This is a genomic window from Kosakonia sp. PSU_27, from assembly GCF_039409795.1.
Classification (GTDB): domain Bacteria; phylum Pseudomonadota; class Gammaproteobacteria; order Enterobacterales; family Enterobacteriaceae; genus Kosakonia.
Map to the genome: position 1 here is coordinate 350,156 of NZ_JBCIVK010000006.1, position 25,128 is coordinate 375,283.

Annotated in this window: 29 protein-coding genes; 11 read left to right on the forward strand and 18 right to left on the reverse strand. The window is 52.8% G+C overall.

Annotated elements, in window-relative coordinates; translation table 11 throughout:
- Positions 1-21 precede the first annotated feature (21 nt).
- The 3 genes from AAIG26_RS17355 to AAIG26_RS17365 all read right to left on the reverse strand — a co-directional run bounded on the left by AAIG26_RS17355 (position 22) and on the right by AAIG26_RS17365 (position 2,185).
- The gene (locus AAIG26_RS17355; protein ID WP_343181084.1) at positions 22-630 is read right to left on the reverse strand and encodes a hypothetical protein; all 609 of its coding nucleotides are present in this window, start codon (positions 628-630) and stop codon (positions 22-24) included.
- Positions 631-633: 3 nt separating this feature from the next.
- Positions 634-1,038, reverse strand: coding sequence for a hypothetical protein (locus tag AAIG26_RS17360; RefSeq protein WP_343181085.1), 405 nt, complete (start codon positions 1,036-1,038; stop codon positions 634-636).
- A 190-nt stretch (positions 1,039-1,228) separates the two neighbouring features.
- The gene (locus AAIG26_RS17365) at positions 1,229-2,185 is read right to left on the reverse strand and encodes a LacI family DNA-binding transcriptional regulator (RefSeq protein WP_020455794.1); all 957 of its coding nucleotides are present in this window, start codon (positions 2,183-2,185) and stop codon (positions 1,229-1,231) included.
- A 293-nt stretch (positions 2,186-2,478) separates the two neighbouring features.
- On the opposite strand from AAIG26_RS17365, the gene AAIG26_RS17370 reads away from it, so the two are divergent.
- From AAIG26_RS17370 to AAIG26_RS17395, 6 genes are all read left to right on the forward strand, one after another.
- The gene (locus AAIG26_RS17370; protein ID WP_017458127.1) at positions 2,479-2,793 is read left to right on the forward strand and encodes a PTS sugar transporter subunit IIB; all 315 of its coding nucleotides are present in this window, start codon (positions 2,479-2,481) and stop codon (positions 2,791-2,793) included.
- Between the two features lie 12 nt (positions 2,794-2,805).
- Positions 2,806-4,134, forward strand: a complete 1,329-nt coding sequence (locus AAIG26_RS17375; protein WP_020455796.1) for a PTS cellobiose transporter subunit IIC — start codon at positions 2,806-2,808, stop codon at positions 4,132-4,134.
- A 37-nt stretch (positions 4,135-4,171) separates the two neighbouring features.
- Entirely contained in the window at positions 4,172-5,560 is a 1,389-nt protein-coding gene (locus AAIG26_RS17380; RefSeq protein ID WP_269232045.1) for a glycoside hydrolase family 1 protein, read from the forward strand.
- Between the two features lie 6 nt (positions 5,561-5,566).
- Positions 5,567-5,878 carry a PTS lactose/cellobiose transporter subunit IIA gene (locus AAIG26_RS17385; protein ID WP_044489757.1) on the forward strand — a complete coding sequence of 104 codons (312 nt, stop codon included), beginning with the start codon at positions 5,567-5,569 and terminating at the stop codon, positions 5,876-5,878.
- Positions 5,879-6,025: 147 nt separating this feature from the next.
- The gene (locus AAIG26_RS17390) at positions 6,026-7,405 is read left to right on the forward strand and encodes a carbohydrate porin (protein WP_020455799.1); all 1,380 of its coding nucleotides are present in this window, start codon (positions 6,026-6,028) and stop codon (positions 7,403-7,405) included.
- 114 nt (positions 7,406-7,519) lie between these two features.
- Positions 7,520-8,422 carry an EamA family transporter gene (locus tag AAIG26_RS17395; RefSeq protein WP_044489528.1) on the forward strand — a complete coding sequence of 301 codons (903 nt, stop codon included), beginning with the start codon at positions 7,520-7,522 and terminating at the stop codon, positions 8,420-8,422.
- Between the two features lie 10 nt (positions 8,423-8,432).
- On the opposite strand, the gene nepI is transcribed toward AAIG26_RS17395, so the two are convergent.
- The 3 genes from nepI to AAIG26_RS17410 form a co-directional block, all read right to left on the reverse strand.
- Entirely contained in the window at positions 8,433-9,617 is a 1,185-nt protein-coding gene (nepI, locus tag AAIG26_RS17400; protein WP_045507408.1) for a purine ribonucleoside efflux pump NepI, read from the reverse strand.
- Between the two features lie 189 nt (positions 9,618-9,806).
- The gene (locus tag AAIG26_RS17405; RefSeq protein ID WP_174240553.1) at positions 9,807-10,343 is read right to left on the reverse strand and encodes an SRPBCC domain-containing protein; all 537 of its coding nucleotides are present in this window, start codon (positions 10,341-10,343) and stop codon (positions 9,807-9,809) included.
- A 96-nt stretch (positions 10,344-10,439) separates the two neighbouring features.
- Complete coding sequence (locus tag AAIG26_RS17410) at positions 10,440-10,892, reverse strand: DUF1198 domain-containing protein (RefSeq protein WP_045507402.1); 453 nt, start codon at positions 10,890-10,892, stop codon at positions 10,440-10,442.
- A 104-nt stretch (positions 10,893-10,996) separates the two neighbouring features.
- Here AAIG26_RS17410 and AAIG26_RS17415 point away from each other — a divergent pair, with 104 nt between their 5' ends.
- The gene (locus AAIG26_RS17415; protein WP_020455804.1) at positions 10,997-11,899 is read left to right on the forward strand and encodes a LysR family transcriptional regulator; all 903 of its coding nucleotides are present in this window, start codon (positions 10,997-10,999) and stop codon (positions 11,897-11,899) included.
- Between the two features lie 9 nt (positions 11,900-11,908).
- Here the strand turns inward: AAIG26_RS17415 and ilvN are convergent, their stop codons facing one another.
- From ilvN to ivbL, 3 genes are all read right to left on the reverse strand, one after another.
- Complete coding sequence (gene ilvN / locus AAIG26_RS17420; protein WP_017458118.1) at positions 11,909-12,193, reverse strand: acetolactate synthase small subunit; 285 nt, start codon at positions 12,191-12,193, stop codon at positions 11,909-11,911.
- Between the two features lie 3 nt (positions 12,194-12,196).
- A complete protein-coding gene (ilvB, locus tag AAIG26_RS17425; RefSeq protein WP_045507399.1) occupies positions 12,197-13,885 on the reverse strand; it encodes an acetolactate synthase large subunit in 1,689 nt (562 codons plus the stop codon).
- Positions 13,886-13,990: 105 nt separating this feature from the next.
- Positions 13,991-14,089, reverse strand: coding sequence for an ilvB operon leader peptide IvbL (gene ivbL / locus AAIG26_RS17430; RefSeq protein WP_110093690.1), 99 nt, complete (start codon positions 14,087-14,089; stop codon positions 13,991-13,993).
- 525 nt (positions 14,090-14,614) lie between these two features.
- Here ivbL and tisB point away from each other — a divergent pair.
- Positions 14,615-14,689 (forward strand): type I toxin-antitoxin system toxin TisB, encoded by a 75-nt coding sequence (gene tisB, locus AAIG26_RS17435; RefSeq protein WP_231943035.1) that lies wholly within the window; start codon positions 14,615-14,617, stop codon positions 14,687-14,689.
- Positions 14,690-14,744: 55 nt separating this feature from the next.
- On the opposite strand, the gene AAIG26_RS17440 is transcribed toward tisB, so the two are convergent.
- The 9 genes from AAIG26_RS17440 to sctV form a co-directional block, all read right to left on the reverse strand.
- Positions 14,745-15,815 carry an EscU/YscU/HrcU family type III secretion system export apparatus switch protein gene (locus AAIG26_RS17440; protein WP_343181086.1) on the reverse strand — a complete coding sequence of 357 codons (1,071 nt, stop codon included), beginning with the start codon at positions 15,813-15,815 and terminating at the stop codon, positions 14,745-14,747.
- A gap of 3 nt (positions 15,816-15,818) precedes the next feature.
- The gene (locus AAIG26_RS17445) at positions 15,819-16,622 is read right to left on the reverse strand and encodes a flagellar biosynthetic protein FliR (RefSeq protein ID WP_343181088.1); all 804 of its coding nucleotides are present in this window, start codon (positions 16,620-16,622) and stop codon (positions 15,819-15,821) included.
- The gene (locus tag AAIG26_RS17450; RefSeq protein WP_045507393.1) at positions 16,619-16,885 is read right to left on the reverse strand and encodes a flagellar biosynthetic protein FliQ; all 267 of its coding nucleotides are present in this window, start codon (positions 16,883-16,885) and stop codon (positions 16,619-16,621) included. Before AAIG26_RS17450 ends, AAIG26_RS17445 begins: the two co-directional genes overlap by 4 nt.
- 14 nt (positions 16,886-16,899) lie before the next feature.
- Complete coding sequence (sctR, locus tag AAIG26_RS17455) at positions 16,900-17,553, reverse strand: type III secretion system export apparatus subunit SctR (RefSeq protein WP_343181089.1); 654 nt, start codon at positions 17,551-17,553, stop codon at positions 16,900-16,902.
- Complete coding sequence (locus AAIG26_RS17460; protein WP_343181091.1) at positions 17,553-18,371, reverse strand: FliM/FliN family flagellar motor switch protein; 819 nt, start codon at positions 18,369-18,371, stop codon at positions 17,553-17,555. Before AAIG26_RS17460 ends, sctR begins: the two co-directional genes overlap by 1 nt.
- 239 nt (positions 18,372-18,610) lie before the next feature.
- Positions 18,611-19,063, reverse strand: coding sequence for a hypothetical protein (locus tag AAIG26_RS17465; RefSeq protein WP_343181092.1), 453 nt, complete (start codon positions 19,061-19,063; stop codon positions 18,611-18,613).
- Positions 19,053-20,426, reverse strand: a complete 1,374-nt coding sequence (locus tag AAIG26_RS17470) for a FliI/YscN family ATPase (protein WP_343181093.1) — start codon at positions 20,424-20,426, stop codon at positions 19,053-19,055. The genes AAIG26_RS17465 and AAIG26_RS17470 overlap by 11 nt, the downstream gene beginning before the upstream one ends.
- Entirely contained in the window at positions 20,423-21,325 is a 903-nt protein-coding gene (locus tag AAIG26_RS17475; RefSeq protein WP_343181094.1) for an FHA domain-containing protein, read from the reverse strand. Before AAIG26_RS17475 ends, AAIG26_RS17470 begins: the two co-directional genes overlap by 4 nt.
- A gap of 11 nt (positions 21,326-21,336) precedes the next feature.
- Positions 21,337-23,412, reverse strand: a complete 2,076-nt coding sequence (sctV, locus tag AAIG26_RS17480; RefSeq protein ID WP_343181096.1) for a type III secretion system export apparatus subunit SctV — start codon at positions 23,410-23,412, stop codon at positions 21,337-21,339.
- A gap of 375 nt (positions 23,413-23,787) precedes the next feature.
- Between sctV and AAIG26_RS17485 the strand changes: the two genes are divergently transcribed.
- Genes AAIG26_RS17485 through AAIG26_RS17495 form a run of 3 tightly spaced genes read left to right on the forward strand, consistent with a single transcriptional unit; the run spans position 23,788 to position 25,126 of the window.
- A complete protein-coding gene (locus AAIG26_RS17485) occupies positions 23,788-24,333 on the forward strand; it encodes an RNA polymerase sigma factor (RefSeq protein WP_045507376.1) in 546 nt (181 codons plus the stop codon).
- Between the two features lie 3 nt (positions 24,334-24,336).
- A complete protein-coding gene (locus AAIG26_RS17490) occupies positions 24,337-24,888 on the forward strand; it encodes a GNAT family N-acetyltransferase (protein ID WP_020455817.1) in 552 nt (183 codons plus the stop codon).
- Between the two features lie 16 nt (positions 24,889-24,904).
- On the forward strand, positions 24,905-25,126 hold the full coding sequence (locus tag AAIG26_RS17495; protein WP_020455818.1) for a hypothetical protein: 222 nt from the start codon (positions 24,905-24,907) through the stop codon (positions 25,124-25,126).
- The last annotated feature ends 2 nt before the right edge of the window (positions 25,127-25,128 follow it).

The window sequence follows — 25,128 nt, forward strand, 5'->3', positions numbered from 1 at the left end:
ATAGTACCGTCGCCGCGCATTTTAGTGGCCCGCGAACATGGCGGGAAACCAGGTATTGATTTGGCGATTATCCAGTAACCTGTCTTTTTCGAAATCAATAATGGTCGAAACGGCAATACCCCGGCGAAGCGGTTGAGGAAAATCATCAACCAATGCGAACACTGTAGGGACTAAGAAGCGAAAGTAATCGCCCATTTGCGTCGTACCTTCATACCCGACAGGGTAATCCTCACCGGGATTGGAACCTTCTACACCAAAATAAAGAAACATCCCTTTATTGATAGCCAGATTAACATCACTTTGCGACCCTAACCGCTGCCAGTCCTGTTTAAGCTCTTCCGTAATATGTGCTTTATCAGGGTGACTTCTGAATCTTATATGGGAAAATAAATCCACGGAAAATGCGCCATTTTTATTCTCTGGGTACGCATCAAAAATGGGCGACTCTTCCCATATAAACTCATTCATATTTTCCAGCAGCGATTCAACATCTGTTATTTGTAATAACGCTCTGGGAAGATCGCCAAAACAGTTATTCACCATCACGGCAATACGGCCGTGTTTATCGGCGGCAAACCAGGTATGGATCGTACCGAACTCAGGCACCCAATCGATATTTAAGCTGTTCATTACTTATCCTTTTTCATAGAGTACCGCCAGTAACTGCGCAGTATCATCTAAAGAAATCAATGACTCATATACAGATTCGGGGTACTCGCCAGCATGCAAAAGCAGTATTGCGGATACTACCCGGGCGCGGCTAAATGAGATGATAGAATCAGTCTCGCCGTTTTCTTGCTTAATGAAATAGTCGTTATCCAGCGCCTCGCCGCGCTTTCTGCAGAACGCCAATTCAGGTTCAGTCAGGGTACCGTTGCGTTGCAACCCTGAGAACGCTTCATCCACATTGGCATCCTTCCAGCCCGAAACGTGTAAGGCATACTGGCAGGCAGCGATGGCAAGCTGGATGTTCTCTCTCGCTTGCAACTGATCCATCTTCTGTGCCAGTGCGACAGAAATGGTCTGCAGTCTGTTCATCTTCCGCTCCCCACTTTAATTACGCGTTTTTACGATGTTCTAATGGATTATCGGCAGTAACAAGCACAGAGAGAGAATTGTTTGTAGTAAAAATGCGATTTACCTTAAAGCGGTTTTTTATTTAACTTAAGGACGAAAATTAGAAGCGGGAAATAAAAAAGCCCCCAACCGGAGGCTTTCAAAATAGCGATTAGCGTTTGCTGACATCGGGAATAATTAAATCCCCGCGCACCCGGTAAGCACCCAGCACGCTCTGCGTTTTTTCATTTAGCCAGGCGACAATACGTGCCGCCATCGCGTCCATCGAATATTCAATAGCCGGAATAGTAGGAATGCCCGGCAAATGCAGTGAACCGGCGAGGCTGAAGACCATAATGTCGCCCGGCACCGATTTATTAAACGCCTGCAATTGCGGGATTACACGCTGGGCTTCCTGCTCATCCGCCACCAGCAACGCGTTGAAATTCAGGGTAGTTGCGTTATTGAGCAGCACCTGCAATGCAACAGAGGACGAAGTGTCATCCATAAACACCAGGTTACGGTTAAACGGCAGGAAATTATTCTCCAGCGCCAGCTTATAGCCGTGCAGCACTTGATCGGCCGCGGCGGTGCGCGGGTGGATTAGCGCAATTTGTCGGCGGCTCTGGCTAATCAGGTAGTTACAGGCCGTTTCGGCGGCGAAGGCGTGATCAAATTGAATACAGTTAGGCGTGGCGTCGGCAGACTCAACGCAATCCACCAGAATGACGTTTTCGTCGTCAATTTTGAGCGGAAAACGCGCGCCGATAATCAGCACATCGTCACACAGCCCGCAGGTCAGCTCATCCAGCGCGCTCATCACTTCCGCTTTGGTGTTGGCGAAGCGCAGCAGCAGATGTTTCTGGCTCTGGCTTAAATGCTTTTCCAGCGCGTAGAGGTAGCCGGTGGTTTGGTTGATATTGTCCTGGGCGCAGATAACACCGATGCAGCCTGTCGACTGGCTGAGCAATGACTGCGCGATAACATTGGGCCGATAATTCAGCTCTTCGACCGCTTTCAGCACCGCGAGGCGACTGGCTTCCTTAACGCCGCGCGAACCACTCAACACCCGTGAGACTGTGGCTTTCGACACCCCAGCTAAACGTGATACATCGTTGATTGTAGACATCTTTCTCCCCTGACAGACGCACATTGCGCCCGCAAAATCTAAATACTTCAACGGCTAATATATAACCACACGCAGTATAACGGTTTCGCTTTTTGATGGAAACCGATTTTCCATTTTGCGCTTTTTGTTCTCTACAGAGTGCCAAATTCCGTGACGCAAATCCAATTACGGCATCAGATAATTCATAGACATTGACAGCTATCACACTTCTGCGGCGAACAAATGGAAACCGGTTTCCATATGATATCCAATCGACCCCGCAATAACTTTTTACACTTCGAGGATGGTTAACGATGTTCAGGATTATGTTGTGCTGTTCAGCCGGTATGTCCACCAGCTTACTGGTGAGGAAAATGCTGGAAGCCGCGAAGGAACGCGATATACCGGTAGAGATCGACGCGTATGGCGTCGCGGAGTTCGACACGCAATTTCCGCGTTACCAGGTCGTGCTTCTCGGACCGCAAGTCAAATACATGTTAAACACGCTGTCAGAAAAGGCCGCCGCTCAGGGTATTCCGGTCCAACCCATCAACCCGATGGACTACGGAATGCAACGTGGCAATGAGGTACTGGACTATGCCCTGTCGCTCATAGAAGCGGCGCATTAAAAAGGTGTTCTTATGAGTTCCTTATATCAATCAATGATTACGGTTATTGAGCAAAGCATTACGCCGCTGGCCGGTCGCCTCGGGCAACAGAAGTACGTTATCGCTATTCGCGACGGTTTTACCGCCGCGCTGCCGTTTATGATCATCGGCTCGTTTATGCTGGTGTTTATCTTCCCGCCGTTTTCCGCCGACACCACCGTTGGTTTCGCCCGCGCGTGGCTCGATTTCTCCACCGAATACCGCGCGCAGTTGATGCTGCCGTTTAACCTCAGCATGGGGGTAATGACCTTCTTCATCTCCGTCGGGATCGGCGCGAGCCTCGGTCGCCAGTTTAACCTCGACCCGGTAATGACCGGTCTGCTGGCGTTTATGGCGTTTCTGCTGGTCGCCGCACCGTATGCCGATGGCAAAATTTCTACCCAGTATCTCTCCGGGCAGGGCATCTTCACCGCGCTGCTGACATCAATTTACTCCACCCGCGTTTACGCCTGGCTTAAACAGCACAACATCACCATTCGCCTGCCCAAAGAGGTGCCGACCGGCGTTGCCCGTTCGTTTGAAATCCTCATTCCGGTGCTGGTGATCATTGGTACGCTGCACCCGCTGAACCTGTTTATTGAAGCGCAAACCGGCATGATCTTGCCGCAGGCGATTATGCACGTGCTGGAACCGCTGGTCTCCGCGTCCGATTCCCTGCCTGCCATTCTGCTTTCCGTGCTGCTGTGCCAGATCTTCTGGTTCGCCGGTATCCACGGTTCGCTGATTGTCACCGGCATCATGAACCCGTTCTGGATGGCAAACCTCTCCGCCAACCAGGCCGCACTGGCTGCGGGCGCTGCGCTGCCGCACGTTTATCTGCAAGGTTTCTGGGATCACTACTTGCTGATTGGCGGCGTCGGTTCCACCCTGCCGCTGGCGTTCCTGCTGCTGCGTAGCCGCGTCGCGCATCTGCGCACCATCGGCAAAATGGGCGTCGTACCGAGCTTCTTTAACATCAACGAACCGATTCTGTTCGGCGCGCCGATCATCATGAACCCGATGCTGTTTGTGCCGTTTGTTTGTGTGCCGTTGGTGAACGCCGTGCTGGCTTACACCGCCACCAAAATGGGTCTGCTGGCGCAAGTCGTCTCCCTGACACCGTGGACAACGCCTGCGCCTATCGGTGCGTCCTGGGCGGCGAACTGGGCCTTTAGCCCGGTGGTGATGTGCCTGATTTGTATGGTGATGTCCGCCCTGATGTATCTGCCGTTCCTGCGTGCTTACGAGCATTCATTAATGAAAGCAGAAGAAGAAAAAGCGCAGAGCAGCGCGCCGATGACGGAAACCGTCCGCAGTAACTAAGCCGTAACGCATTCGCAGTAACGAAAAGGAGTCGGTAATGAAATACGTATTTCCCGCAAACTTCTGGTGGGGCAGCGCCAGCTCTGCGCTGCAAACCGAAGGGGAAAGCCAGCAAGGCGGTAAAAGCGCAACCACATGGGATGCCTGGTTTGCCAGCCAACCGTGGCGCTTTCACCAGCAGATTGGGCCGCAAGAGACCTCGACGTTTTATCGCCACTGGCGGCAGGACATCGCGCTGTTAAAGCAGCTCAAGCACAACAGCTTTCGCACCTCTATCAGCTGGTCACGGCTGATCCCGGATGGCGATGGTGAAGTGAATCCGCAGGCGGTGGCGTTCTATAACGAGGTCATCGACGAGCTGCTGGCGCAGGGTATTACGCCGTTTATCACGCTGTTTCACTTCGATATGCCGATGGTGATGCAGGAAAAAGGCGGCTGGGAAAGCCGGGAAGTGGTGCAGGCTTTCAGCCGCTACGCGCAAATCTGTTTCGAGCTGTTTGGTGATCGGGTTCATCACTGGTTCACCTTTAACGAGCCGATTGTGCCGGTAGAGGGCGGTTATCTGTACGATTTCCATTACCCGAACGTGGTGGATTTTAAACGTGCGGCCACGGTGGCGTACCACACGGTACTGGCGCATGCCAGCGCGGTGAGAGCATTTCGCGCCGGGTTTTACGCCGGTGAGATTGGCATTGTGTTGAACCTGACGCCGTCCTATCCACGTTCGCAGCACCCGGCGGATGTGAAAGCGGCGCACTATGCCGATTTGCTGTTCAATCGCAGTTTTCTCGACCCGGTACTGCGCGGCGAGTATCCCGCTGACCTGGTGGCGCTGCTCAAAGAGTATGACCAGTTGCCCGCCTGCCAGCCGGACGATATCTCGCTGATTGCAGAAGGGAAAATCGACCTGCTCGGCATTAACTATTACCAGCCTCGGCGGGTAAAGTGCCGGGACAGCGCGGTCAATCCCGACGCGCCGTTTATGCCGGAGTGGTTGTTTGATTATTACGAAATGCCAGGGCGCAAAATGAACCCGTATCGCGGGTGGGAAATTTATGAGCCGGGTATTTACGATATTCTCACGAACTTACGCGTCAATTACGGTAACCCACGCTGTTTTATTTCCGAAAACGGTATGGGCGTCGAGAACGAACAGCGTTTTATTGAAGATGGGCAAATAAACGATAGCTATCGTATTACGTTTGTTCGCGATCATCTTATCTGGCTGCATAAAGGAATTAGCGAAGGGTGTAATTGCCTTGGCTACCATATGTGGACATTTATTGATAACTGGTCATGGTGTAATGCCTATAAAAACCGCTACGGCTTTGTGCAATTAGATCTGGCAACGCAAAAACGTACCATTAAGAAAAGTGGAGAGTGGTTTGCCGCCACCGCTGAAAATAATGGTTTTACTCAGGATTAAATGACAATGATTGAACTCGAAGAAGCGGTAATGGAAATTATCGTCAACGCCGGACAGTCGCGCAGCCTGTGCTTTGAAGCGCTGCGCGCGGCAAGGGCAGGCAATCTTGACGAAGCGCGCCAGTTGCTGAAGGAGGCGGATGGCTACTCGCGCCAGGCGCATCACATGCAAACCAAATTAATCGAACAGGATGCGGGCGAAGCCCGGCAACCGATGACATTAATTATGGTACACGCGCAGGATCATTTAATGACATCATTATTAGCGCGTGAGTTATCCGAAGAGATAATTCAGCTTCACACTTTATATCGGCAATAATTAACGGAGAATTGATTACGGTAAATCTTAATTAAGCTGTACCCGCATTTAAAAATAAAAGCAGTTCGTAATGGTGATGGCAATAATCTCTGCCCGGTCACCCGGGATGGTTATTGTCTGAGAATAACTTACTAAATTGAGATAACCATGAGAATTAATAAAAAACTTCCAGTGGCGCTGGCGGTTGCGGCCACCCTTTGCTCTGGCTCCGTCTTCGCACAAGAGTTCACGCAAGAGCAAATCGATGCCATCGTCGCCAAGGCGGTGGATAAAGCGCTGGCGGAACGCCAGGCGAAAATGGACGCCGCCGTGAATAAAAAAGCGGATGTGGTGGTGGAACCGCAAAGCGCGGCGCAAACCCCGGATTTGGCGGTGCCTTACGGCCTGAAATTTAGCGGTTACGCCCGTTATGGCGCGCACTTCCAGTCTGGCGATCAGAAATATGTTGGCGTCGATGGCTCCTATAACGGCGCGTCGGCGATTGGTCGTCTGGGCAACGAAGGCAACGGCGGTGAATTCCAGCTCTCCAAAGCCTTTAAAGGCGACAACGGCGCAATCTGGGACGTCAACGTGATGTTCGACCACTGGGGCGACGAAGTTAACCTGAAAAAAGCGTATGCCGGGGTGACCAACCTGCTGGCATCCAACCCGAACGCCTACTTCTGGGCAGGGCGTGATTTCCACCAGCGTCCACAACAGGGCATCAACGACTACTTCTGGATGAACCACGACGGCCAGGGCGCCGGGGTGAAAAACTTCGATATCGGCGGCGTGCAGTTTGATGTCGCGGCTGTTGGTTCGGTGGCATCCTGTAGCCCGGAAGTGCTGGAAGATGAAGCCAACCCGTCACGCATCACCTGTACTGGCGGCTCCAACGTCGGCGATAAAGGTAACTATGCGGTGACCTCCAAAATCCATGGCATGAAAGTCGGCCCGCTGGATCTGGAAATCTACGCTAACTACGGTTTTGATTCGAAAGCGATTGAAAGCGATGCCCGTCTGAAAGCCTGGCAAGGTGGTGCGGTGTTGAGCCACACCTACGACCACGGCATTAACAAACTGATCGCGCGCTACTCCGATAACGCGGATAACAGCGTATTTAACAAAACCGACGATCTGACCGCGATTTACGCCAGCTTCGAAGGCAGCTACAAATTCTCCCGGCAGACGCAGGTGGACTACCTGCTCGCGTACCACGACTACGACAACAGCGCCAACAAAGCGGATAACCGCCGCAACTATGGCGCGATTGTCCGCCCGATGCACTGGTGGAACGATGTGCACTCCACGTGGCTGGAACTGGGTTATCAACGCGTAGATTATGATGACGGCGGCGATAACCACGGCTGGAAAGCAACCCTATCGCAGAACATCTCTATCGCGATGGGACCGGAGTTCCGCCCGATGCTGCGCTTCTACGTGACCGGCGGCGAAGTGGATAACAAACGCACCGCACGCGTGAACGGCACCAACGACTCGACGCTCGATTCGTTCAATATCGGCGCGATGTGGGAAGCCTGGTGGTAAGGTAACAAAACCGGAGGCGGTCCCCCCTCATGCCGCCTCCGGTTAAACTCTGTACATGTGTTATGATGCGCGGCCTTACGATAAGTCATCAGCATTACAGAGTTGGGTTAGCACATGGGTTCAAGCAAGAAAGGGATGTTTTACGTCCTGGCCGCCGCCGTTTTATGGGGCAGTTCCGGGGTTTGCGCGCAGTACATAATGCAGAAAAGTCATATCTCCTCGCCGTGGCTGACGATGACGCGACTGCTGTTCACCGGCGTGATTTTGTTAACGCTGTCGTTTGTCCATGGTGACAAAATTTTCGCCATCCTGAAAAACCGCAAAGACGCCTTTAGCCTGCTGTTCTTCTCGCTGTTTGGCGCGCTAACCGTGCAGCTCACTTTCCTGCTGACGATTGAAAAATCCAACGCCGCCACCGCGACGGTGCTGCAATTTCTCTCGCCGACGATTATCGTGGCGTGGTTCGCGCTGGTGCGCAAAGCGCGCCCCACCTTCCCCGTGGCGTCGGCGATTGTCACTTCGCTTATCGGTACATTTTTACTGGTGACGCACGGCAATCTGACGTCGCTCTCTATCTCGCCTGAAGCGCTGCTGTGGGGCATTGTCTCGGCGTTTGCCGCCGCGTTTTATACTACCTACCCTTCGCAGCTTATCGCCCGTTACGGCACGCTGCCGATTGTCGGCTGGAGTATGTTGCTGGCGGGACTAATGCTGACGCCCTTCTTTGGCGGTCAGGGAAATGATGTTGTGGTGAATGGCCGCCTGCTGATGGCGTTCTTCTACCTGGTGGTGATTGGCACCGCGCTGACGTTTAGCCTCTATCTGAAAGGCGCGCAGATGATTGGCGGCTCGAAAGCCAGCATTCTGAGTTGCGCCGAACCGCTGAGCAGCGCCCTGCTGTCAGTGGCGCTCCTCGGCGTGGCGTTTTCGCTGCCGGACTGGCTCGGCACGCTGCTGATTGTCTCGTCGGTATTGCTGATTTCCTGGGATTCGCGGCGCAAAATACGCGCCGCATAAGCCGACTGGTTTACGCTTTTACCCGCACTTTCGCGGCCACCAGCAGCGCCGTTAACAGCATCAGGCTACCGGAAAGGACCAGCGGCGAAAGTAAACCGTAATGATCGAGGGCAAAGCCGCCAATCGCCGCGCCGCAGGTGTTGGCAAGCTGGATCACCGCCACCTGAATAGAACCGGCTTTTTCTGCCTGATCGGCAAGCGTGCGGGTGATCCATGTTGACCAGCCCACCGGGATCAGCGCAAAACCCAGCCCCCAGATAATGGCGATGCCCGCCGCGACAACCTTATCGCTGCCCCACAGAATCAGCACCAGGGCGCTAATGGCCAGGGTTAACGGTGCCAGCGCCAGCGCCAGTTTCACCGAGCGCTTCATCACCACCGAGGAGAACGACGTGCCGACAAAGCTGGCGATACCGAAGCTCAGCAGCACTAATGTCAGCCCGTCGACATCAAACCCGGCGAGATTCATATAAACCGGGCGAATATAGGTGAAAAACGAAAACTGCCCGGCGAAGACCATAAAAATGGCAATCATCCCGGCCAGTACACCGGGGCGCTTGAGCAGGCCGAACATGTTCTCGTGGTGCTCGGTTTTCCCCGGCAGCGACGGCAATGCCTGCCACACCCAGATGATGCAGGCCGCGCCCATCAGCGCCGCGCCGTTAAACACATTGCGCCAGCCAATAATGCCACCAAGAAAACTACCGAGCGGGGCCGCGATCACCAGCGCAATCGACACCGCGCCAAAGATCACCGACAGCGCTTTTGGCACAACGCGCATCGGCACCAGCCGCATGGTTAGCGACGCCGACATCGCCCAGAAACCGCCTAACGCCAGGCCAAGGCAGGCCCGACCCAGCAGCAGCAGGGTAAAATTGGTGGCGAACGACACCAGCAGGCAGGAAAGCGTAAGCAGCACCGCGAACGCGATCACCACATAGCGGCGGTCGGCAGCACGGATAACCGTGGTGATAAACAGGCTGGCAAACATCGCAACAAACGCCGTCACGGTGACGGTTTGCCCGGCGAGACCTTCCGACACCCCCAGATCCAGCGCCATGGGCGTGAGCAGGCTTACCGGCAAAAACTCCACGGTGATCAGGCAAGCCACGCAAAACGCCACGGCGAATACCGCCGACCAGTTCGGGCGACTTACCGTATCCGTAGAAGATTGCGTTACAGATTGCTCACTCATTGGTTACCTGCTTAGTTTTTATTCGTGAAAGTCGCGCAGTGTAACATTCAAAATGTGTGACGCAATTAACAATTTGGCAACTCTGTGGCGGCGATGAATTCAACCGCCAGGCACAAAGCGTGTCCGCCAGTGCGTATATGGAGTCGCGGCATGACAGCGATGAGGTTTATGCCGCGACACCAGCATGGTTTACTCTTTAGCCCGCGCGTTACGCGCCGCCGTTGCCAGGCCGACAATCCACTCCTGGTGAGCATTGATCATCGGGTTTGGCACCGCGCTCGCCAGTTGCCGCGCCGGAACACCGGTTTGCGATTCCTGGGTCAGGATGCGCACGCGGCTGCCGGGTAAATCTTCAAACAACCAGGCATGAATCGCATCCAGACGCGACTGCGCATCCCCTTCCACCCAGCCATACCACGCGATACGCGCGGCCTGGCCTTCAACCGGCGGCACATATTCACACACCTGCGCCTCGACCGGGAAACCAAAGGTAGTGAAACGAAAACGGGCACTGGCGCTTAATAACGGGCCGCTGCCATCGTGAAAACGGATGTCTTGCGCGTTGCTGTAGTAAGTCGGCCACAGGCGAGTATCGTTCAGTTGCGCCCAGATCTCATGTGCCGTTAGCCCGGCGACAATGATTTCGTTGGAGACAAAATTATCGGTGGTGCCTGGCAGGTAATCCTGCGGCCAGACAATGGCGCTTTGCGTCAGAGATTGCGTCATGGTGTACCTCGTCATGGATGAACGAGGCCACTTTGCGCCGCGCGGTGTTATAAATCTAATGACTATCTTTGATGAGTATCATCACGCTGCGTGATATCAGTGCAGCCAGTGAACGCCCTCTTCGGGCATAAACAGCGCGTTATAGCGCATCTGGAAATTATTGAGATCGGCTCTGTCCGGTTCCAGTTCGCGCAGAAACCCTTGCGCCAGGCGGATTTGCGCATCGGTGACAGGTGTTGCCAGCCGCGCTTTTTGCAACAACCGGTGCCAGTAAACCAGGTTCTGCTCGCTGCTATCGACAATAGACACCTGCCAGATCAGTAACACCTGGGCAGCGTTTTGCAGGTGCGCTTCGTCCGGGCGCGTCAGGTAGCTTAAATATTCGTTACCGGCGCTTTTGCCCATCTGGTCAATCATTGATTCCACCGGCACGGGCTGAATGTTGAGTCGGTCGGTGAGGCGGCGAATCGCGCGGCGAGAATCAGAAGTTAATACTCTGAAACCAATCACAAAAACCACCACCAGCGTTGCCAACATCAACCAAATCATAACCGCTCCCGAAGCGCAAAAGAGGCTCATCATACGGGGAAATTACCCGCTACGGACAGCCGTAAATGCGATAATCTTTATTATCGCTCTGGCTGGTCATCATCATGAATAACGATATCAGAAACCTCGATCTTAACCTGTTGAAAACGCTCGATGCCTTGCTTGATGAACGCCATGTCACCCGCGCTGCCGCCCGCCTTTCTCTGACGCAACCGGCGGTGAGCGGCATGTTGACGCGCCTGCGTGATTATTTTGCCGACCCGCTGTTTATCCGCGCGCCGCATGGCATGGTGCCCACGCCGCGTGCGCAGGCCCTGGCGGCACCGGTTAAACAGATCCTTGCCGATATCGACCGCTTGCTGAAACCCACCGCCTTTGACCCGCTCAGCGCCACATTTATCTGGACGCTGGCGGCAACCGACTACGCGCTGAAAGTGGTGATCGTGCCGTTTATTGCTGAGCTGAAAAAGCACGCGCCGGGGATCCGCATCCGCGTTGAACCCGTGGAGCCGCAGCGGCTGGTAAGCCAGCTTGAGCGCGGCGAAGTGGATGCAGCGTTAATGACACCGCACAGCACGCCGGAAGCACTGCACAGCCGGGCGCTATTTGAGGAACGTTTTGTCTGCATGATGCGCGCCGACCACCCGGATGCGGCGCAAGACACGCTGACGCTTGAACGTTTCTGCGCGCTGGAGCACGCGCTGGTATCGTGGGATGGCGAACGTTTTCGCGGCGTGGCGGATAACGCGCTGGCCGCAATCGGTAAAAGCCGCCGCGTGGGCGTGTCGGTGAATAACTTCCTCATCCTGCCAGAGATGTTAACCGTCAGCGATATGATTGCCGTGGTGCCGCAGCGCCTCGCCAGCCTGACACCGGGCATGTGTATGCGTGAAGCGCCCTTGCCGATACCGGGGTTTACCAAAACCCTGGCCTGGCACGAACGCAGCCACCGCGATCCGGCGCATCAGTGGCTACGCAACCTGCTGTTCGACATCAGCCAGCGTTAAGCGCGGCGATTACTCAAAGAACAGACCGAGTTTGTTGAATACGCCTGGATCGGTCTGGTGGCGGATAATTTGCACCACATCTTCCAGCTTATCGATCTGGCTTATCATCTGTTCCAGCCGCTGGTCGTTCGCCACCTGGAGCCAGATGCGGCTCTGCTCGCCGCTTTGTAGCGGTAGACAAAGAATGCCTTCCACGTTGAACGCGCGGCGGGCAAACAGCCCACAGACATGCGTCATCACGCCCGGATGGTTGCGCACGGTGAGTTCGAGAATGACATTATCAGTTGTTTGCATGGCTTATTCCCCCACCATTTCTGTATTCGCCGCGCCCGGCGGCACCATCGGGTAAACTTTTTCTTGCGGGTCGATACGCACATGCACCAGCGCCGGGCCCGGACGAGAGATAACCTCCTGCAACGCAGCCTGCGGGTTGGACTCGGCGTTTAAATCGCAGGTATGCAGGCCAAAACCAGCGGCAATCTGCATAAAGTTGATCATGCCGGGATACGTTGCGGCAAACACGCCGGACTTGTAGAACAGGCTCTGTTGCTGATGCACCAGCCCCAGCGCTTCGTTATTCATCAGGATAATTTTCACATCGAGATTATTTTCCGCGGCGGTGGCCATCTCCTGGATGTTCATCATCAGGCTACCATCACCGGAAAAGCAGATGATCTTACGCTCCGGGTTTGCCAGCGCCGCGCCAATCGCCGCAGGCAGGCCAAAGCCCATGGTGCCCAGCCCGCCGGAAGTCAGCCACTGGCGCGGGCGGTTCAGCGGGTAAGCCTGCGCCGTCCACATCTGATGCTGACCAACATCGGTGGTGATAATCGCACTGTCATCCACGCAGGCAGCGACCGCATTGATCAAACCGTAATGGGTAAGCGGGTCGCCCGCTTGCGGGATCGCGCCGGGAAACTCTTTTTGCAGCTGTTCCACGGTGTTGCGCCAGGCGTGGCGGGAATGGGCTTCGACTTGCGGGATCAGCGCATCGAGCACGTCACCAACGTCGCCCTGGATTGCCACATGCGCCTGCTTCACTTTGCCCAGCTCCGCGCGATCGATATCCACATGAATAATTTTGGCATTCGGGCAGAACTGTTCAGTTTTGCCAATCGCCCGGTCATCAAAACGTGCGCCAAGCACCACCAGCAGATCCGCTTCCTGCAAAATGTAGTTGGTGCTGCGGGCACCGTGCATTCCCAGCATCCCGAGCGACAGCGGGTGCTGTTTTGGCAACATGCCGAGCGCCATTAACGTCATGGTGGTGGGCATATTGGCTTTTTCCGCCAGGTGACGAATTTGCTGCGGCGCGTTAATCACCCCACCGCCCAGATACAGCACCGGGCGCTCGGCGGCATTGATCATCTCTGCGGCGGCGTGAACATCCTGAGCGTTCCAGGCGGGCGCTGGCGCTTTATGACCCGGTTCCGGCAGCTCGCTGAGGGTAATTTCCGCCGTCTGCACATCTTTAGGAATATCTATCCACACCGGGCCGGGGCGACCGGACTGCGCAATGCGAAACGCATCGCAAATCACCTGCGGCAGTTCGCTGATGTCGCGAACCAGGTAGTTGTGTTTTGTGATGGGGATAGAGATGCCGTAAGTGTCCACTTCCTGGAACGCATCGGTGCCAATCATCGAGGCCGGAACCTGGCCGGTGATGCAAATCAGCGGGATCGAATCGAGACGCGCGTCGGCAATGGCGGTCACCAGGTTGGTCGCCCCTGGCCCGCTACACGCCAGACAAACCGCCGGTTTGCCCTGCGTACGCGCCATGCCCTGCGCGATAAAACCCGCGCCCTGCTCGTGACGCGCCAGCACATGGCGAATCTGTTTACTTTGGCTTAGCGCGTCGTATAACGGCAAAACGGTGCCGCCGGGGATGCCGGTCACGGTGGTGATGCCCTGACGTTCCAGTAAATGAACAATCAGCTGCGCGCCTGTATAGCGCGTGGATTGCGATGTGCTGCCCGAACTTGCCATGCTCCAGTCCTTTTCTTCTGAGCCGGCTTTCCAGGAGAGGCTTAAACGAAAAACCCCGCCCGGTTTGCGCCGGCGGGGTTTTGGAATCGTGTGTTGTTCCGGACCCTACGGCGCATTGCCGACGACCACCACCACACGCACGACGACCACCGCGGCGTTATGCGCGGTTTTTAGTAGGTTCATCGGATTGGTGGAAGCGTTCATTAGGGGCCTGTGTGTTGTGTTATTAACGAGATTTATACAAGCACAGGAATCATTCGCCGACAACTGCTTTTTACGCACCCGCAGAAAACTGCGCAGCCGATCACGTTTATTTGCCTGGCGTCTGAAAACAAAAAACCTCGCCGGAGCGAGGTTTTTGTCAGCATTTTCGCGGTTGGTGGCCGCAAAACACACTGCGTTACGTCAACCACGCAACTATACGACGAATCCTGCGGATGCGCAATTTTCAGGCGTTTTTTCCCGCATTGAGTATGGATCAATGTCGAAAATTCCGCCAATAAATACTGTATATATAAACAGTATTAATATATAATGACCTTGCGAACCAGCGTGAGGGGCCGCGTTCAACGGCGCAAGAATTCCTGGCTGAAACGGGTGGTGCCGTCAGTGCCTTAACCCCTCAAGAGCACACTGCGTTACGCCAACAACAAGGCTGGCAACAGGTAGCGGAAAGGTACGTCAGCCGGTGCTCCTTGACCAGAGGAGAAGCGTATGGGCGGAATGGAGATGTTTATACTGATCCTGAAACTCATTGTTGCCTTGTTGCAACTGCTTGAAGCTGTCCTGAAGTTTTTGCGGTAATTCAGGTTCAAGTCGCACCAAAGAGGGGCGGGAAACCGCCCCTCTTTTACACCTCTCACGCTGTCTCTGGCTCGCGCTTTTTCATTTGCTGTAGCTGGTTGTAAATATGCGCCGTGTGGGCAATCGCCTGGCGTGGAATAGCCTGCCCAATCTCGTATTGCATCAGCAGATGAACCAGCTGCGGCGCGTCGATAACCGGAATGTTCAACGCGCGGGCGCGATCAAGAAGCCCGGATACCGCGTCTTTGCCCTGCTGTTTAAAAAGAATATGCGGTAGCGCGATGTTTTGCTGTTCGTAACGCAGAAGAACCACCCGAGATGCGGCATCATTCAGCACCACATCCGCCAGCTTTAACACCTCCCCGGGCTGCGGCACATCGACGGGCACCGGCGGCGGGCTCATCATCAGGCTTCTGCGGTACGATTTAATATGCGGATCGCCTTCGGTATCTTTGTTTTCCCGGCGCACCTCCTCAAGGCTCATCCTTTGCGTCTTGATAAACAGATATTTTTGCAGGCCGAAATCGAGCGCCGTCCAGACAGCGAGCAGGATCAACATGTGATGAAAGATGTCGCTAACAAGGTTACGAAGCACCTGCGCTACGCGCATCAGCGGGCTTGCCGCCAGAAAGACGATTTCGTTGATATGCGGATAAACCGCACTGTAGCTGGCATAGACGATAGTTAAGAATTTCAGCAGGCTGCTTACCAACTCTGCGAGCTCTCTGGAGGAGAACATTTGCTGAATTTTTTGTAGCGGGTTTAGGCGTTCAAATTTTGGCATCGCCGATTCAGGCGCGATGAGAAAGCCAAATTGCAGCCAGTTTCCTAATAACCTTGCCGCTATCGCCACGCCCAGAACAGGCGCCAGGAAAATACTCAATTCGACTGCCAGCAACTGCGTTAACCGCTTTGCCGCTGTAATAAACGGCAGCGTAATGAAGCTCAGCGCCACAATGAAGAGCTGTTGCAGACGATCGAAACCGCGCTCCATCATGATAAAAATAAACTCCATCGCCAGCGTGATCAGCAACAGCAGTGGCACCCCTTCATTTTTAAAAACATTCCCTTTCTTACGCTCATCGCGGATTTTTTTCGGCGTGGGTTGCTCGTTTTTTTCCGCCATCGCTTAATCCGCCGTCAGATTAAGCGTGGAAGAAATCATCGGGACGACGCGCTCAGGCTGCAATAATTGCTGTTCAGCAAGATGCAGTAATTTCGGGATATACATCACCAGGAAGGACAAACCGATAATAATTTTTAACGGGATGGTCACGCTGGTGACTTGCATTTTCGGGCTGTAAAGGCTCAGTATCGCCACGCTAAATTCGATCATCAGCATCAGCACAGCAAAAGGCGCGCTGTAAATAACAATAAAAGAGAATATGTCTGCGAGAAAAGATAACCACTGTTTAAAGGTTACTGCTGTGTCAGTGAAGAAAAGTTTATCGATCGGCCAAAAGGTGTAGCTGCGCCAGAGAATATCAATAAGATAAGCGAAACCGTGAAAATGAATAAATATCAATAAAAAAACGCTCTTAAAAACATAACCAAAAAATGATCCGCTGTTAGTTATCGCCGGGTTAATTTGCTCACCCATTTGTCCGCCGCTCTGATTATCAAACAGAACCCCGACGCTTTCGAATAACCAGAAAGGTACAACCAACAGAAAGCCTAAAAAAATACCCAGCAGTGACTCTTTTATCATCATGATAATAAACATGATGCCTTTGATATTGCCAAAATCGGGTTGCGCATAAAAGGTGGTAGCGGGAAGCAAAGTAAACACCAGCGCGATACTGTAGAGCACCGCGCCTCTGATCTCCCGGAAAGAAAAAGCAATAATAATCGCCATGCAGGGGTAAATACGCGCACAGGCACTCACCAGAGCCATTAACGCCTCACCTAACCAGTCGAAAGAGACAAACGTCATTGCCAGGCTCTTATCTGGCTGATTAAGTCAAAACAGTTAATACTCAATTGCACTGTTTTTTGCAGCATCCAGTGGCCAAAAAAAGCCAGAATGACGCCAACAGCCACCATTTTCAACGCAAAAGGTAATGTTGCATCCTGTAATTGCATCACCGATTGCAGCAGCGCAATGATAATACCCGCCACCACAGCGGTCACTACTGGCGGAACCGATATCATCATCGCCAGTATTAATCCCTGCTTGAGCAACTCGACAATATACATATTTATTCTCATCGCTAAATGTAGCTGTAAAATAACCCTTCAAGTAAACGACTCCACCCCTCAATCAAAACAAAAAGCAATAATTTAAGCGGAATTGCAATAAACATCGGTGCCACCATTTGCATTCCCAATGCCATCAGCACTGTCGATACAACGAGGTCTATCACTAAAAAGGGAATATAAATTAAAAAACCAATTTTAAAACCGGACTGTAATTCTGAAAGGACAAATGCGCTTAATATCAGCACAGGGTTATCGCGCGTTATGGGATTGTTCGCCTGATCTTTCCACAGTTTTTTTGCCGCTTCCGTTAAACGAACATGGGTATCTGTATCAATATTGCGCTGTAAAAAGCTTTGCAGCGGCGCAATTACCGTCGGGTAGTGAGCATAAATCGCGGCGACATCGATTTTATCCGGTGAGATTTGTCGCACGCGCTGGGTCATATCATTAAACACCGGCCCCATAATAAACAGCGTTGCGGCAAGCGAAATGCTGTAGATCACCATATTGCCAGGCACCTGCTGTATGCCCAACGCGTTGCGTACAATCAGCAAAACAACGGAAATTTTAAGAAACGAGGTGGAGATAATCATCAGCAAAGGCAACAACGTCAGCGCCGCGATAAACAGTGCCAGCGCCGCGGGATTGATCTGCTGAATATCCATCAGAAATGCTCCATGCGGGTAATTTGCAGCCCCAGCACACCTTCAACATCCACCAAAGTGCCCTGCGCCAGCGGGCGCTCGCCATAATAAATGGCCGCCTGACCGGGGGTAAAATCCGTGAATGTCAGTATCGAACCCGCCCGCAGCGACTGCAGCGCGTCGAGCGTCAACGTGAGCGTTCCCGCACGCAGCGTTATCCTCAGAGGAACAGAGGAAAGATCCGGCATTTCATGGGGCTGTGCCTGGATCTCGCGCGATAAAGGCAGCGGGGGAAGCGTCGCGCCCGACTGCGGGAGTGCCGTATCAACAGGGGTGAATTCCATTTCTATCTCCTTATGGGAAACAATCGTAAATCTATGCGCCAGCGGGGCGCATTGCTGTAAAGAGAAACACTGTGTGCCGATTTGCAGTTGCCCTGCTCCTGCCGGGTTAAAAAGCCGATTTTCTGGCAGCACAATGTCGCCAACGCGGAAATGCCGTAACGCGTCTGCCGCAAGCTCCGTTGAGGCCAGGATCAACGGGAAAGAGAGTAAAAACTGCTTATTTTGTCGCGTCGGGGAAAAGTGCCATGCCGAATGCTGAAGCAGGCGAATTAATGTTAACGGCGACAGCGCCATTAATCCTCTTTCATATTGCTCGCTATTTTTTATTTCAATCCAACAATAAATTTCCGGTTCATGGCTTTCCTCAGCAGGCTGCAAGTAACCGACTATATTTTTAATTTCCTGACTGAGCGCGGCGTTATACACATCCCAGTACCACTGCGTCGAGGTATTATTATTTTCAGCTAATAACGGACAAAGCGATAACAGGCTCAACAAAGGCTCCGCATTATAAAGTCGTAATTTCCCGTATTGACTGGCAAAACATATCGGTTTATCCGGCAATCGTTCTCCCGCCTGCAACGGAAAGAGTCGTAACTGCCCTTGCTGGCCGTTACATTGAAAATTCAATATCGGTTGTCGATCCAGATATTGCCGGGCGATGACCTCATCTTTACTGACAGGAGGAAATAACAACGCAGCTTTATTCATCAATAATGGCTCTTTGCCTAACACTAAATGGCATGCAGTTGTTCAAGGATAAAACGAAACTTTTCCTGCCGTTTTCTTTTTCCGATAACCTGCTGAAAGTGCGCAGCGACATCATCGCACTGGCGCAGATAATCTGTTTCTTGCTGCTTAATCCGCAATATGGCGTCCTGCTGTTGCTGCACCATTCCTTGTTCTTTTTCAAGCCACTTTCGCATATCCATTAACGATAACGCGCGCTGTGTATTACGGTCGCTCATCGCGGAAAAGTAATCACGATTATAGTGGGCGATATGTTGTAAATGCCGATTAAGCGCGTCAAGTTGTTGCGCCATTTTTACCATTTCGCGTTGTTGCTTTAACCACGCCAGTTCCGTTTTTACCGTCCGGTAATGATAAAGCGATAATAACTGGCGCAGCAGCGAAGTTAATCTTAGCGATTCATCTGCAGTGTTTTCATCCTCTGCGTTATAAAACACCTTGCGGACCCGGAGCATTCGCCACGATCTCCCGTAATTGATTTAAGGTTATTTCAGGCGCTCGCGGCGCGCGTAATGATTGTTTGAGAACATTATCCAGTGCCGGTTTAACCGCGACCGCGTAATCGGTAAAGGGATCGCTGCCGGTCTGGTATTCTCCCAGACGAATTAACATTTCAATATCGGCATAGGCCGTCATTAATTGCCTTATATGTGTGGCAATAGTTTGCTGTTCAGTTCCCGTAATATTATTCATCACCCGACTCAGGCTGGCTGCCACATCAATGGCGGGATAATGTCCCTGATCGGCCAGTTTGCGCGAAAGGATAATATGCCCGTCTACTAAAGAGCGCACTTCGTCAGCAATCGGGTCGTGCATCGAATCTTGTTCTACCAGTACCGAATACAGCGCGGTGATAGTGCCCTGCCGGGTACGTCCGCTGCGTTCAACCAGCCGCGAGAGCAGGTTGTAAACCGAAGGAGGAAAGCCATTGCGCCCCGGCGGTTCGCCGTTGGCAAGCCCGATTTCGCGCTGTGCGCGGGCAAGACGGGTCAGCGAATCAACAATGAGCAAAGTCGATTCCCCTTGCTGGCGAAACCCTTCGGCGATGGCGGTGGCCGTAAACGCAGCGCGCACACGCTCCATGCTGCTGCGATCCGAGGTGGCGCACACGAGCACGGTGCGCTGACGTAGCGCTTCATCCAGCTCCCTGTCCATAAACTCACGCAGCTCGCGCCCGCGCTCACCCGTCAGGCAAAACACGATGGTGTCGCACGGTATATTTCGCACCAGCTCCGCCAGCAGCGTTGTTTTACCGCATCCCGCCCCGGCAAAAATCCCCGCCCGCTGGCCTGCACCCAGCGTCAGCAAACCGTCGATACTGCTGAGCCCGGTGTAGAGCGGCGTCTCAATACACAGGCGATCGGTCGCCGGCGTGGCGTTATGCATCACCGGTACAGATCGCGCGGTTAAGGTGTCGACAAAAGCGGCCTGACCCTGCCCGCCAAGAGCACGACCAAACCCATCGAATACGCACCCTTTCAGCGCTGGCGAGACCTGTATGCTGTGGGGCAAACCTAAAGGATGGATCTCTGAACCGGGCTTAATGCCTTCCAGCGTATCCAGGGCGGCAAGTGAAACCTCTTGCGAATCAAAGCCAATTACTTCAGCCATAATCGGGTCGCCCGACGTGCGCGGCAAAAGGCATAAGTCTCCTAAGCGCGCGCCCGGAAGATAACACTGTAAAACGATGCCGCTAATCCCGGTTACCGAGCCGATAACGTTTACCGGCTCTGTCTGCTCAAGCTGGCGTTGTGTGGCCTGCTGCCAGCGGGCAAGTTCCTCTTGCCAGCCGTCGCTCACCAGGGCACCTCAAACCGCGTTTTACCCTGAAAGATCAGCTTTTCTTCGTTAATGGCGAGAAGTTTGATGCCACTAATCTCATCATTGATAAACACCCGCAGCCCGTTGTCGGTCACGATATACGGGGATTCACCCTTTACCACAAGGGCAATGCGAAAAGGCAGCGGTGGCGGCGGCTGGACAATATCCACTGAGATTTGCGCAGCACTCTGGTAACGCTGGGCAAAATGTTGCAGTAGCGCCTGCGTTTCAGCCTGTAACTTATCATCGCCGACCAGATGCAAAACAATGTCGTCATTGCCGGTTATCTCCAGATCGACGCGTTGCCCTAAACCGGCCTGCTGAAGCAGTGAAGCCAACATTTCGCGGGTTTGCGCGGCAGTTTCAAGAAACGTTTTCTGCGGCTTCGGCACCGGCGCAGAAATCGCCGTCGGCCGCGCGTCTTTGCCAGAAAAACCGCCCAGCCCGAACGCGGCTATCGCGAGGATTAAACAAACCGCAGCCACGGCTTTATTCAGTCGACCACGCGGTCTTTCAGCCACCGGCGCATGCGAACCCGGCTGGCTGTCGGCTTGCGCAGCGGGAGCGCTTTCCGTTTCCCACGGCGTGTCTGACTGCGCCACACATAACCAAATCCCCGCCAGCGAGAAGGGCGTACCGGGTTCGAGGTTATCGATGTGTTCAACGCGACGACCTTCATTCGTCAGCACCGCGCCTTGCAGGGCTTCCACTTGCCAGCCGTTATCCGTCGCATGCAGCCGGCAATGGTTTTGCGCAATCGCCGCGTCGTATAACACCATGTCCGCATCGGGCGATGATCCAATCAACCACTGCGTACCGGTCAAGGGTAACAGTGCGCCGCTATTCAGGCCGCTAAGCACTCTCAGTTCATAGAGCACGATGTTTTTCCTCAATCTGCTGCATGTTCTGCGGGTTCGTGGGTTTCTGCTTCAAGATCGATCCGCCCTTGGATCTGGACTTTTATCGATGGAATAAGCTCCGAAAAGGCGAGTACCGGAACAAGCGTGAACGACTCCCGTAGCAGACCAGAAAGCGGGCCGCGCAATTCAGGCTCGACAAGCAGCACACTGGGGGTGCCTTCATCAGTGGGAAAGCACTGCGCTAAACGGGCAAGTAACGCTTCATGCATCACCGAAGAGAGCGTCATCGGCTGCGCGCCCGCCGCTTTTAATGCCTGGCGGAACACCGCTTCCGTGGCGGGTGCCAGTAACCAGCTATTCAGCGTTTCATGTTGGCTGTACTGGTAACAAATCTGCTCTCTCAGCGCGTGGCGAACCAGCTCGGTTAACACCATCAGGTTGGATTCATGGCGGCTATGTTTAATCAATGTTTCGGCAATCAGGCGCAGCGGTCGCAGGGTGATACGTTCTGCGGCCAGCCGCTGCAAAACCGCCGAAAACCACGCGATGGGCAAGCACCTTTCGAGTTCATCGGCCAGCTCAGGCTGTTCGCTTCGTAGCCAGTCAATCAGCGCTTTGCTCTCTTGTAAGCCGACAAATTTCCACCCCGTTGACAGAATGGCCCGCCGCATTCTGGCGAGGATCAGATCGCCAGAAGTGCGTTTTTCGGTCTCGTACTGTGATAAGCGGTGATCGTCAACGTCAAACCATCGCAAGCCTTGCTCTTCGCGCTCTTCAAGCCCGGGCGTACCATCATCTTCTGCGACCAGTCTGGCGTTGACGGCACACTTACCAGGATCATACGTTGCGCGAATAACCGGCACTTCATACACGCAGAAACGAAACTCATCGGGCGCCAGTTGCGCATTACCCTCAAGCTCGAAAGAGGGCAGCGTGAGGCCATATTCAAAAACAGTGTCGTTGCGTAGGGCATAGATGCGCTGGAGTAGTTGTTCAAACCCCGGTTGTTGCTGATGCTGTGGATGAAATTGCAGCAGGTAGGCGCGCAGCGGGAAAAAGCGGCGAACATTTTCATAACCCATTAATTCTGTTGAATTATCAGGCTCAGCGCCGACAATCGATGGAGTAGGTTGCCCCGCCATTTCCAGCCTGGGCTTTTCCTGTCGGGTAAGCAGGAAGGCTAACGTCAGGCAGAGCAAACTGAGGGTAGAGAAAAGCATTGCTGGCATGCCAGGCACCACCGCAAACAGTGCCATAATGATGCCGCAATAGATCCAGGCTTTGGGGTGGCGCGTTAATTGCCAGATGATCTCACCGCCAATATTGACGCTGGAAGCCGCGTTATCGGAATTAACACGCGTAATAATAATGCCCGCCGCAAGCGAGATCAGCAGCGCCGGGATCTGCGCCACCAGGCCATCACCAATGCTGAGAATCGAGTAGATATGCATGGCGTCGGCGGCGGGCATGCCGTGCTGCAAAATGCCGACGGAAAAACCGCCGATTAAGTTAATAAAAACGATGATAATTCCGGAAATGGCGTCACCTTTGACGAATTTCATCGCCCCGTCCATGGCGCCAAAAAGCTGGCTCTCTTTGGTCAGTTGCTCGCGGCGCACCCTCGCGTCTGCCGTATCAATCAGGCCCGAGCGTAAATCGCTATCAATGGCCATCTGTTTACCCGGCATCGCATCCAGATTAAAACGGGCGGAAACCTCCGCGACGCGTTCAGCCCCCTTTGTAATGACCAGAAAGTTAACCAGCGTCAGGATCAAAAAGATAACCAACCCTACAGCCAGGTTACCGCCCGCGACAAAGTTACCAAAAGTTTCAACAACATGACCCGCATCATGCTGCAATAAAATCATGCGCGTCGTGGCAACGGATAACGCGAGGCGGAACATGGTTGTCAGCAGTAAAACTGCCGGAAACGTAGAAAATGCCAGCGGGTGCTGCATAAATAACGCCTGGATGGCCAGTAAGGTGGCAATACAGATATTCAATGAGAGTGCGGTATCAATAATAAAAACCGGCAGCGGCAAAACCATCATAAAGACAATCGTCATGACAATAACCGCACCAATGAGTTCAGTCTGGTTAACCATTCGAACGGCCAGTTTCGTAAAAAAAAGTCTCATGAACGCCACATATTTTCGCATTGATCGAATAAGTAAGTTTTATTAACCATCGATAATCATCTCTGTATTAGCTAACGCGTCGACAATCGACATTTTTCAAATCAATCAAAAGACAACACCTTTACATTAGTGTTCTCAACACAGTAATGCGCGCAAAAGAAAATACCTAAAAGCGTATCACGTGTTGTAGAGCGTGCATTTTCCCTCCACCCGCGCACATAAAAGCAGACCACCACTCTGAAGACGTACCTGAAATATTCTGCAAATTAACCAGGCAGATTTTCACTTCATTGCCACTCATAAGTGAGCAAGGAATAACTGGATAATACAAAGGGAATTTTTATGGGGAAGTTACCCATCAATGTTAATAATGAATCAGCGGATAAAAACGCATTCGATATAGATGAGTTAGTCGCAAACACTACCACCAGACTCAGGAAATTCATCAGCCGTCGGGTTTACAATCAAAGTGATGTAGATGATCTGGTACAAATGACTTACCTTGAAGCATTTCGCAATCAACATAAGTTTATTGGTGCGTCCAGTAAAGAAACCTGGTTATTTGGCATTGCGTCTAACCTGGTGCGAAATCATTTTAAAAAGACATTTAATAAACCTGAGATGGTGGCGCTGGATGATGTTAATTTTTTAATTTCCGATCAGATATTCAATCCTGACTATATTAACGAACATAAAATACAACTTTCTGAAACCATTGCCATGGTCGATAAATTGCCGCTCAAAATGCAAAGCGTCATCTACCATATTATGGATTCAGACACCAGTTATAACGACGCCGCCGAGCAATTAGGTATTCCGATTGGAACAATACGTTCCAGGCTCTCCAGAGTTCGAAAAATACTGAAAAATAATCAGGAAGAAGGGTAATTAATGGAAATGAAATTAGATGAGCGAATCTTAAAACGGCTGCCCCGCGGGCTCAGGGTGGCGCAAAAAAGCGATATTGAAGCCATGACCATGATTTTTAATGAGACAGCGAATACCGGTGCGAATTCTCCCGTAACAAGGCCGATCACCGAGAAAGAACTGGGGTTTTATATCGAGCTTTATCAACAAGATAAATTGCCGGTGTACGTACTGGAGCGCGAAGGGGAAATCATCGCCTGGCTGTCAATCAACCGCTTTAGCTGGGGAACGTTAGCTTGCCGGCAAACCGGGGAAATTGCCTTATATGTGCGCGCGGATCGCTGCGGCAGCGGGCTTGGCGTGCATCTTGGGCTGGCGGCGCTGCTGCTTGGCCGTGAATATGGGTTTGAAACCATGGTCGCCTGGATTATGGCGTCTAACCTTGCCAGCCAACGAATTGCCAAATATCTCGGCGGAGAACAATGGGCTTTCTTACCCAGAATTGCCCGTTTCGGTGAACAACGCGCCAGCGTCATGCTGTTTGGTTTCCGGCCGGATCTGCGTCTTTATAAATAAAACAGGGATAATCGATATGCTAAAAATGGATTCTGTGCGTAGCCAGTTAGATAGTAAATTAAAACAAGCCAGCAGTGATTTTCAGACCTCTGCCAAAAATATGAACGGTATGTCGATGGGCGACTGGCTCACGTTTCATCAACATATGAAACAATATTCTTCTGCCACCTGGGCTGCAAACCAGGAAGTGACGCTCAATCACAACCTGGCTCGCTCAATTATTAACGATGGTCGATAAGC

Bases quoted from the DNA above. Each gene is read 5' to 3' on its own strand.
- AAIG26_RS17395 (WP_044489528.1), top strand. From the start codon at position 7,520: ATGGGTTCAAGCAAGAAAGGGATGTTTTACGTCCTGGCCGCCGCCGTT.
- AAIG26_RS17360 (WP_343181085.1), bottom strand. From the start codon at position 1,038: ATGAACAGACTGCAGACCATTTCTGTCGCACTGGCACAGAAGATGGAT.
- sctV (WP_343181096.1), bottom strand. From the start codon at position 23,412: ATGGTTAACCAGACTGAACTCATTGGTGCGGTTATTGTCATGACGATT.
- AAIG26_RS17495 (WP_020455818.1), top strand. From the start codon at position 24,905: ATGCTAAAAATGGATTCTGTGCGTAGCCAGTTAGATAGTAAATTAAAA.
- AAIG26_RS17385 (WP_044489757.1), top strand. From the start codon at position 5,567: ATGATTGAACTCGAAGAAGCGGTAATGGAAATTATCGTCAACGCCGGA.
- AAIG26_RS17490 (WP_020455817.1), top strand. From the start codon at position 24,337: ATGGAAATGAAATTAGATGAGCGAATCTTAAAACGGCTGCCCCGCGGG.
- AAIG26_RS17450 (WP_045507393.1), bottom strand. From the start codon at position 16,885: ATGTATATTGTCGAGTTGCTCAAGCAGGGATTAATACTGGCGATGATG.
- AAIG26_RS17445 (WP_343181088.1), bottom strand. From the start codon at position 16,622: ATGACGTTTGTCTCTTTCGACTGGTTAGGTGAGGCGTTAATGGCTCTG.
- AAIG26_RS17380 (WP_269232045.1), top strand. From the start codon at position 4,172: ATGAAATACGTATTTCCCGCAAACTTCTGGTGGGGCAGCGCCAGCTCT.
- AAIG26_RS17415 (WP_020455804.1), top strand. From the start codon at position 10,997: ATGAATAACGATATCAGAAACCTCGATCTTAACCTGTTGAAAACGCTC.
- ilvB (WP_045507399.1), bottom strand. From the start codon at position 13,885: ATGGCAAGTTCGGGCAGCACATCGCAATCCACGCGCTATACAGGCGCG.
- AAIG26_RS17390 (WP_020455799.1), top strand. From the start codon at position 6,026: ATGAGAATTAATAAAAAACTTCCAGTGGCGCTGGCGGTTGCGGCCACC.
- sctR (WP_343181089.1), bottom strand. From the start codon at position 17,553: ATGGATATTCAGCAGATCAATCCCGCGGCGCTGGCACTGTTTATCGCG.
- AAIG26_RS17485 (WP_045507376.1), top strand. From the start codon at position 23,788: ATGGGGAAGTTACCCATCAATGTTAATAATGAATCAGCGGATAAAAAC.
- nepI (WP_045507408.1), bottom strand. From the start codon at position 9,617: ATGAGTGAGCAATCTGTAACGCAATCTTCTACGGATACGGTAAGTCGC.
- AAIG26_RS17440 (WP_343181086.1), bottom strand. From the start codon at position 15,815: ATGGCGGAAAAAAACGAGCAACCCACGCCGAAAAAAATCCGCGATGAG.
- AAIG26_RS17355 (WP_343181084.1), bottom strand. From the start codon at position 630: ATGAACAGCTTAAATATCGATTGGGTGCCTGAGTTCGGTACGATCCAT.
- ilvN (WP_017458118.1), bottom strand. From the start codon at position 12,193: ATGCAAACAACTGATAATGTCATTCTCGAACTCACCGTGCGCAACCAT.
- AAIG26_RS17365 (WP_020455794.1), bottom strand. From the start codon at position 2,185: ATGTCTACAATCAACGATGTATCACGTTTAGCTGGGGTGTCGAAAGCC.
- AAIG26_RS17405 (WP_174240553.1), bottom strand. From the start codon at position 10,343: ATGACGCAATCTCTGACGCAAAGCGCCATTGTCTGGCCGCAGGATTAC.
- AAIG26_RS17370 (WP_017458127.1), top strand. From the start codon at position 2,479: ATGTTCAGGATTATGTTGTGCTGTTCAGCCGGTATGTCCACCAGCTTA.
- AAIG26_RS17410 (WP_045507402.1), bottom strand. From the start codon at position 10,892: ATGATTTGGTTGATGTTGGCAACGCTGGTGGTGGTTTTTGTGATTGGT.
- AAIG26_RS17375 (WP_020455796.1), top strand. From the start codon at position 2,806: ATGAGTTCCTTATATCAATCAATGATTACGGTTATTGAGCAAAGCATT.
- ivbL (WP_110093690.1), bottom strand. From the start codon at position 14,089: ATGAACGCTTCCACCAATCCGATGAACCTACTAAAAACCGCGCATAAC.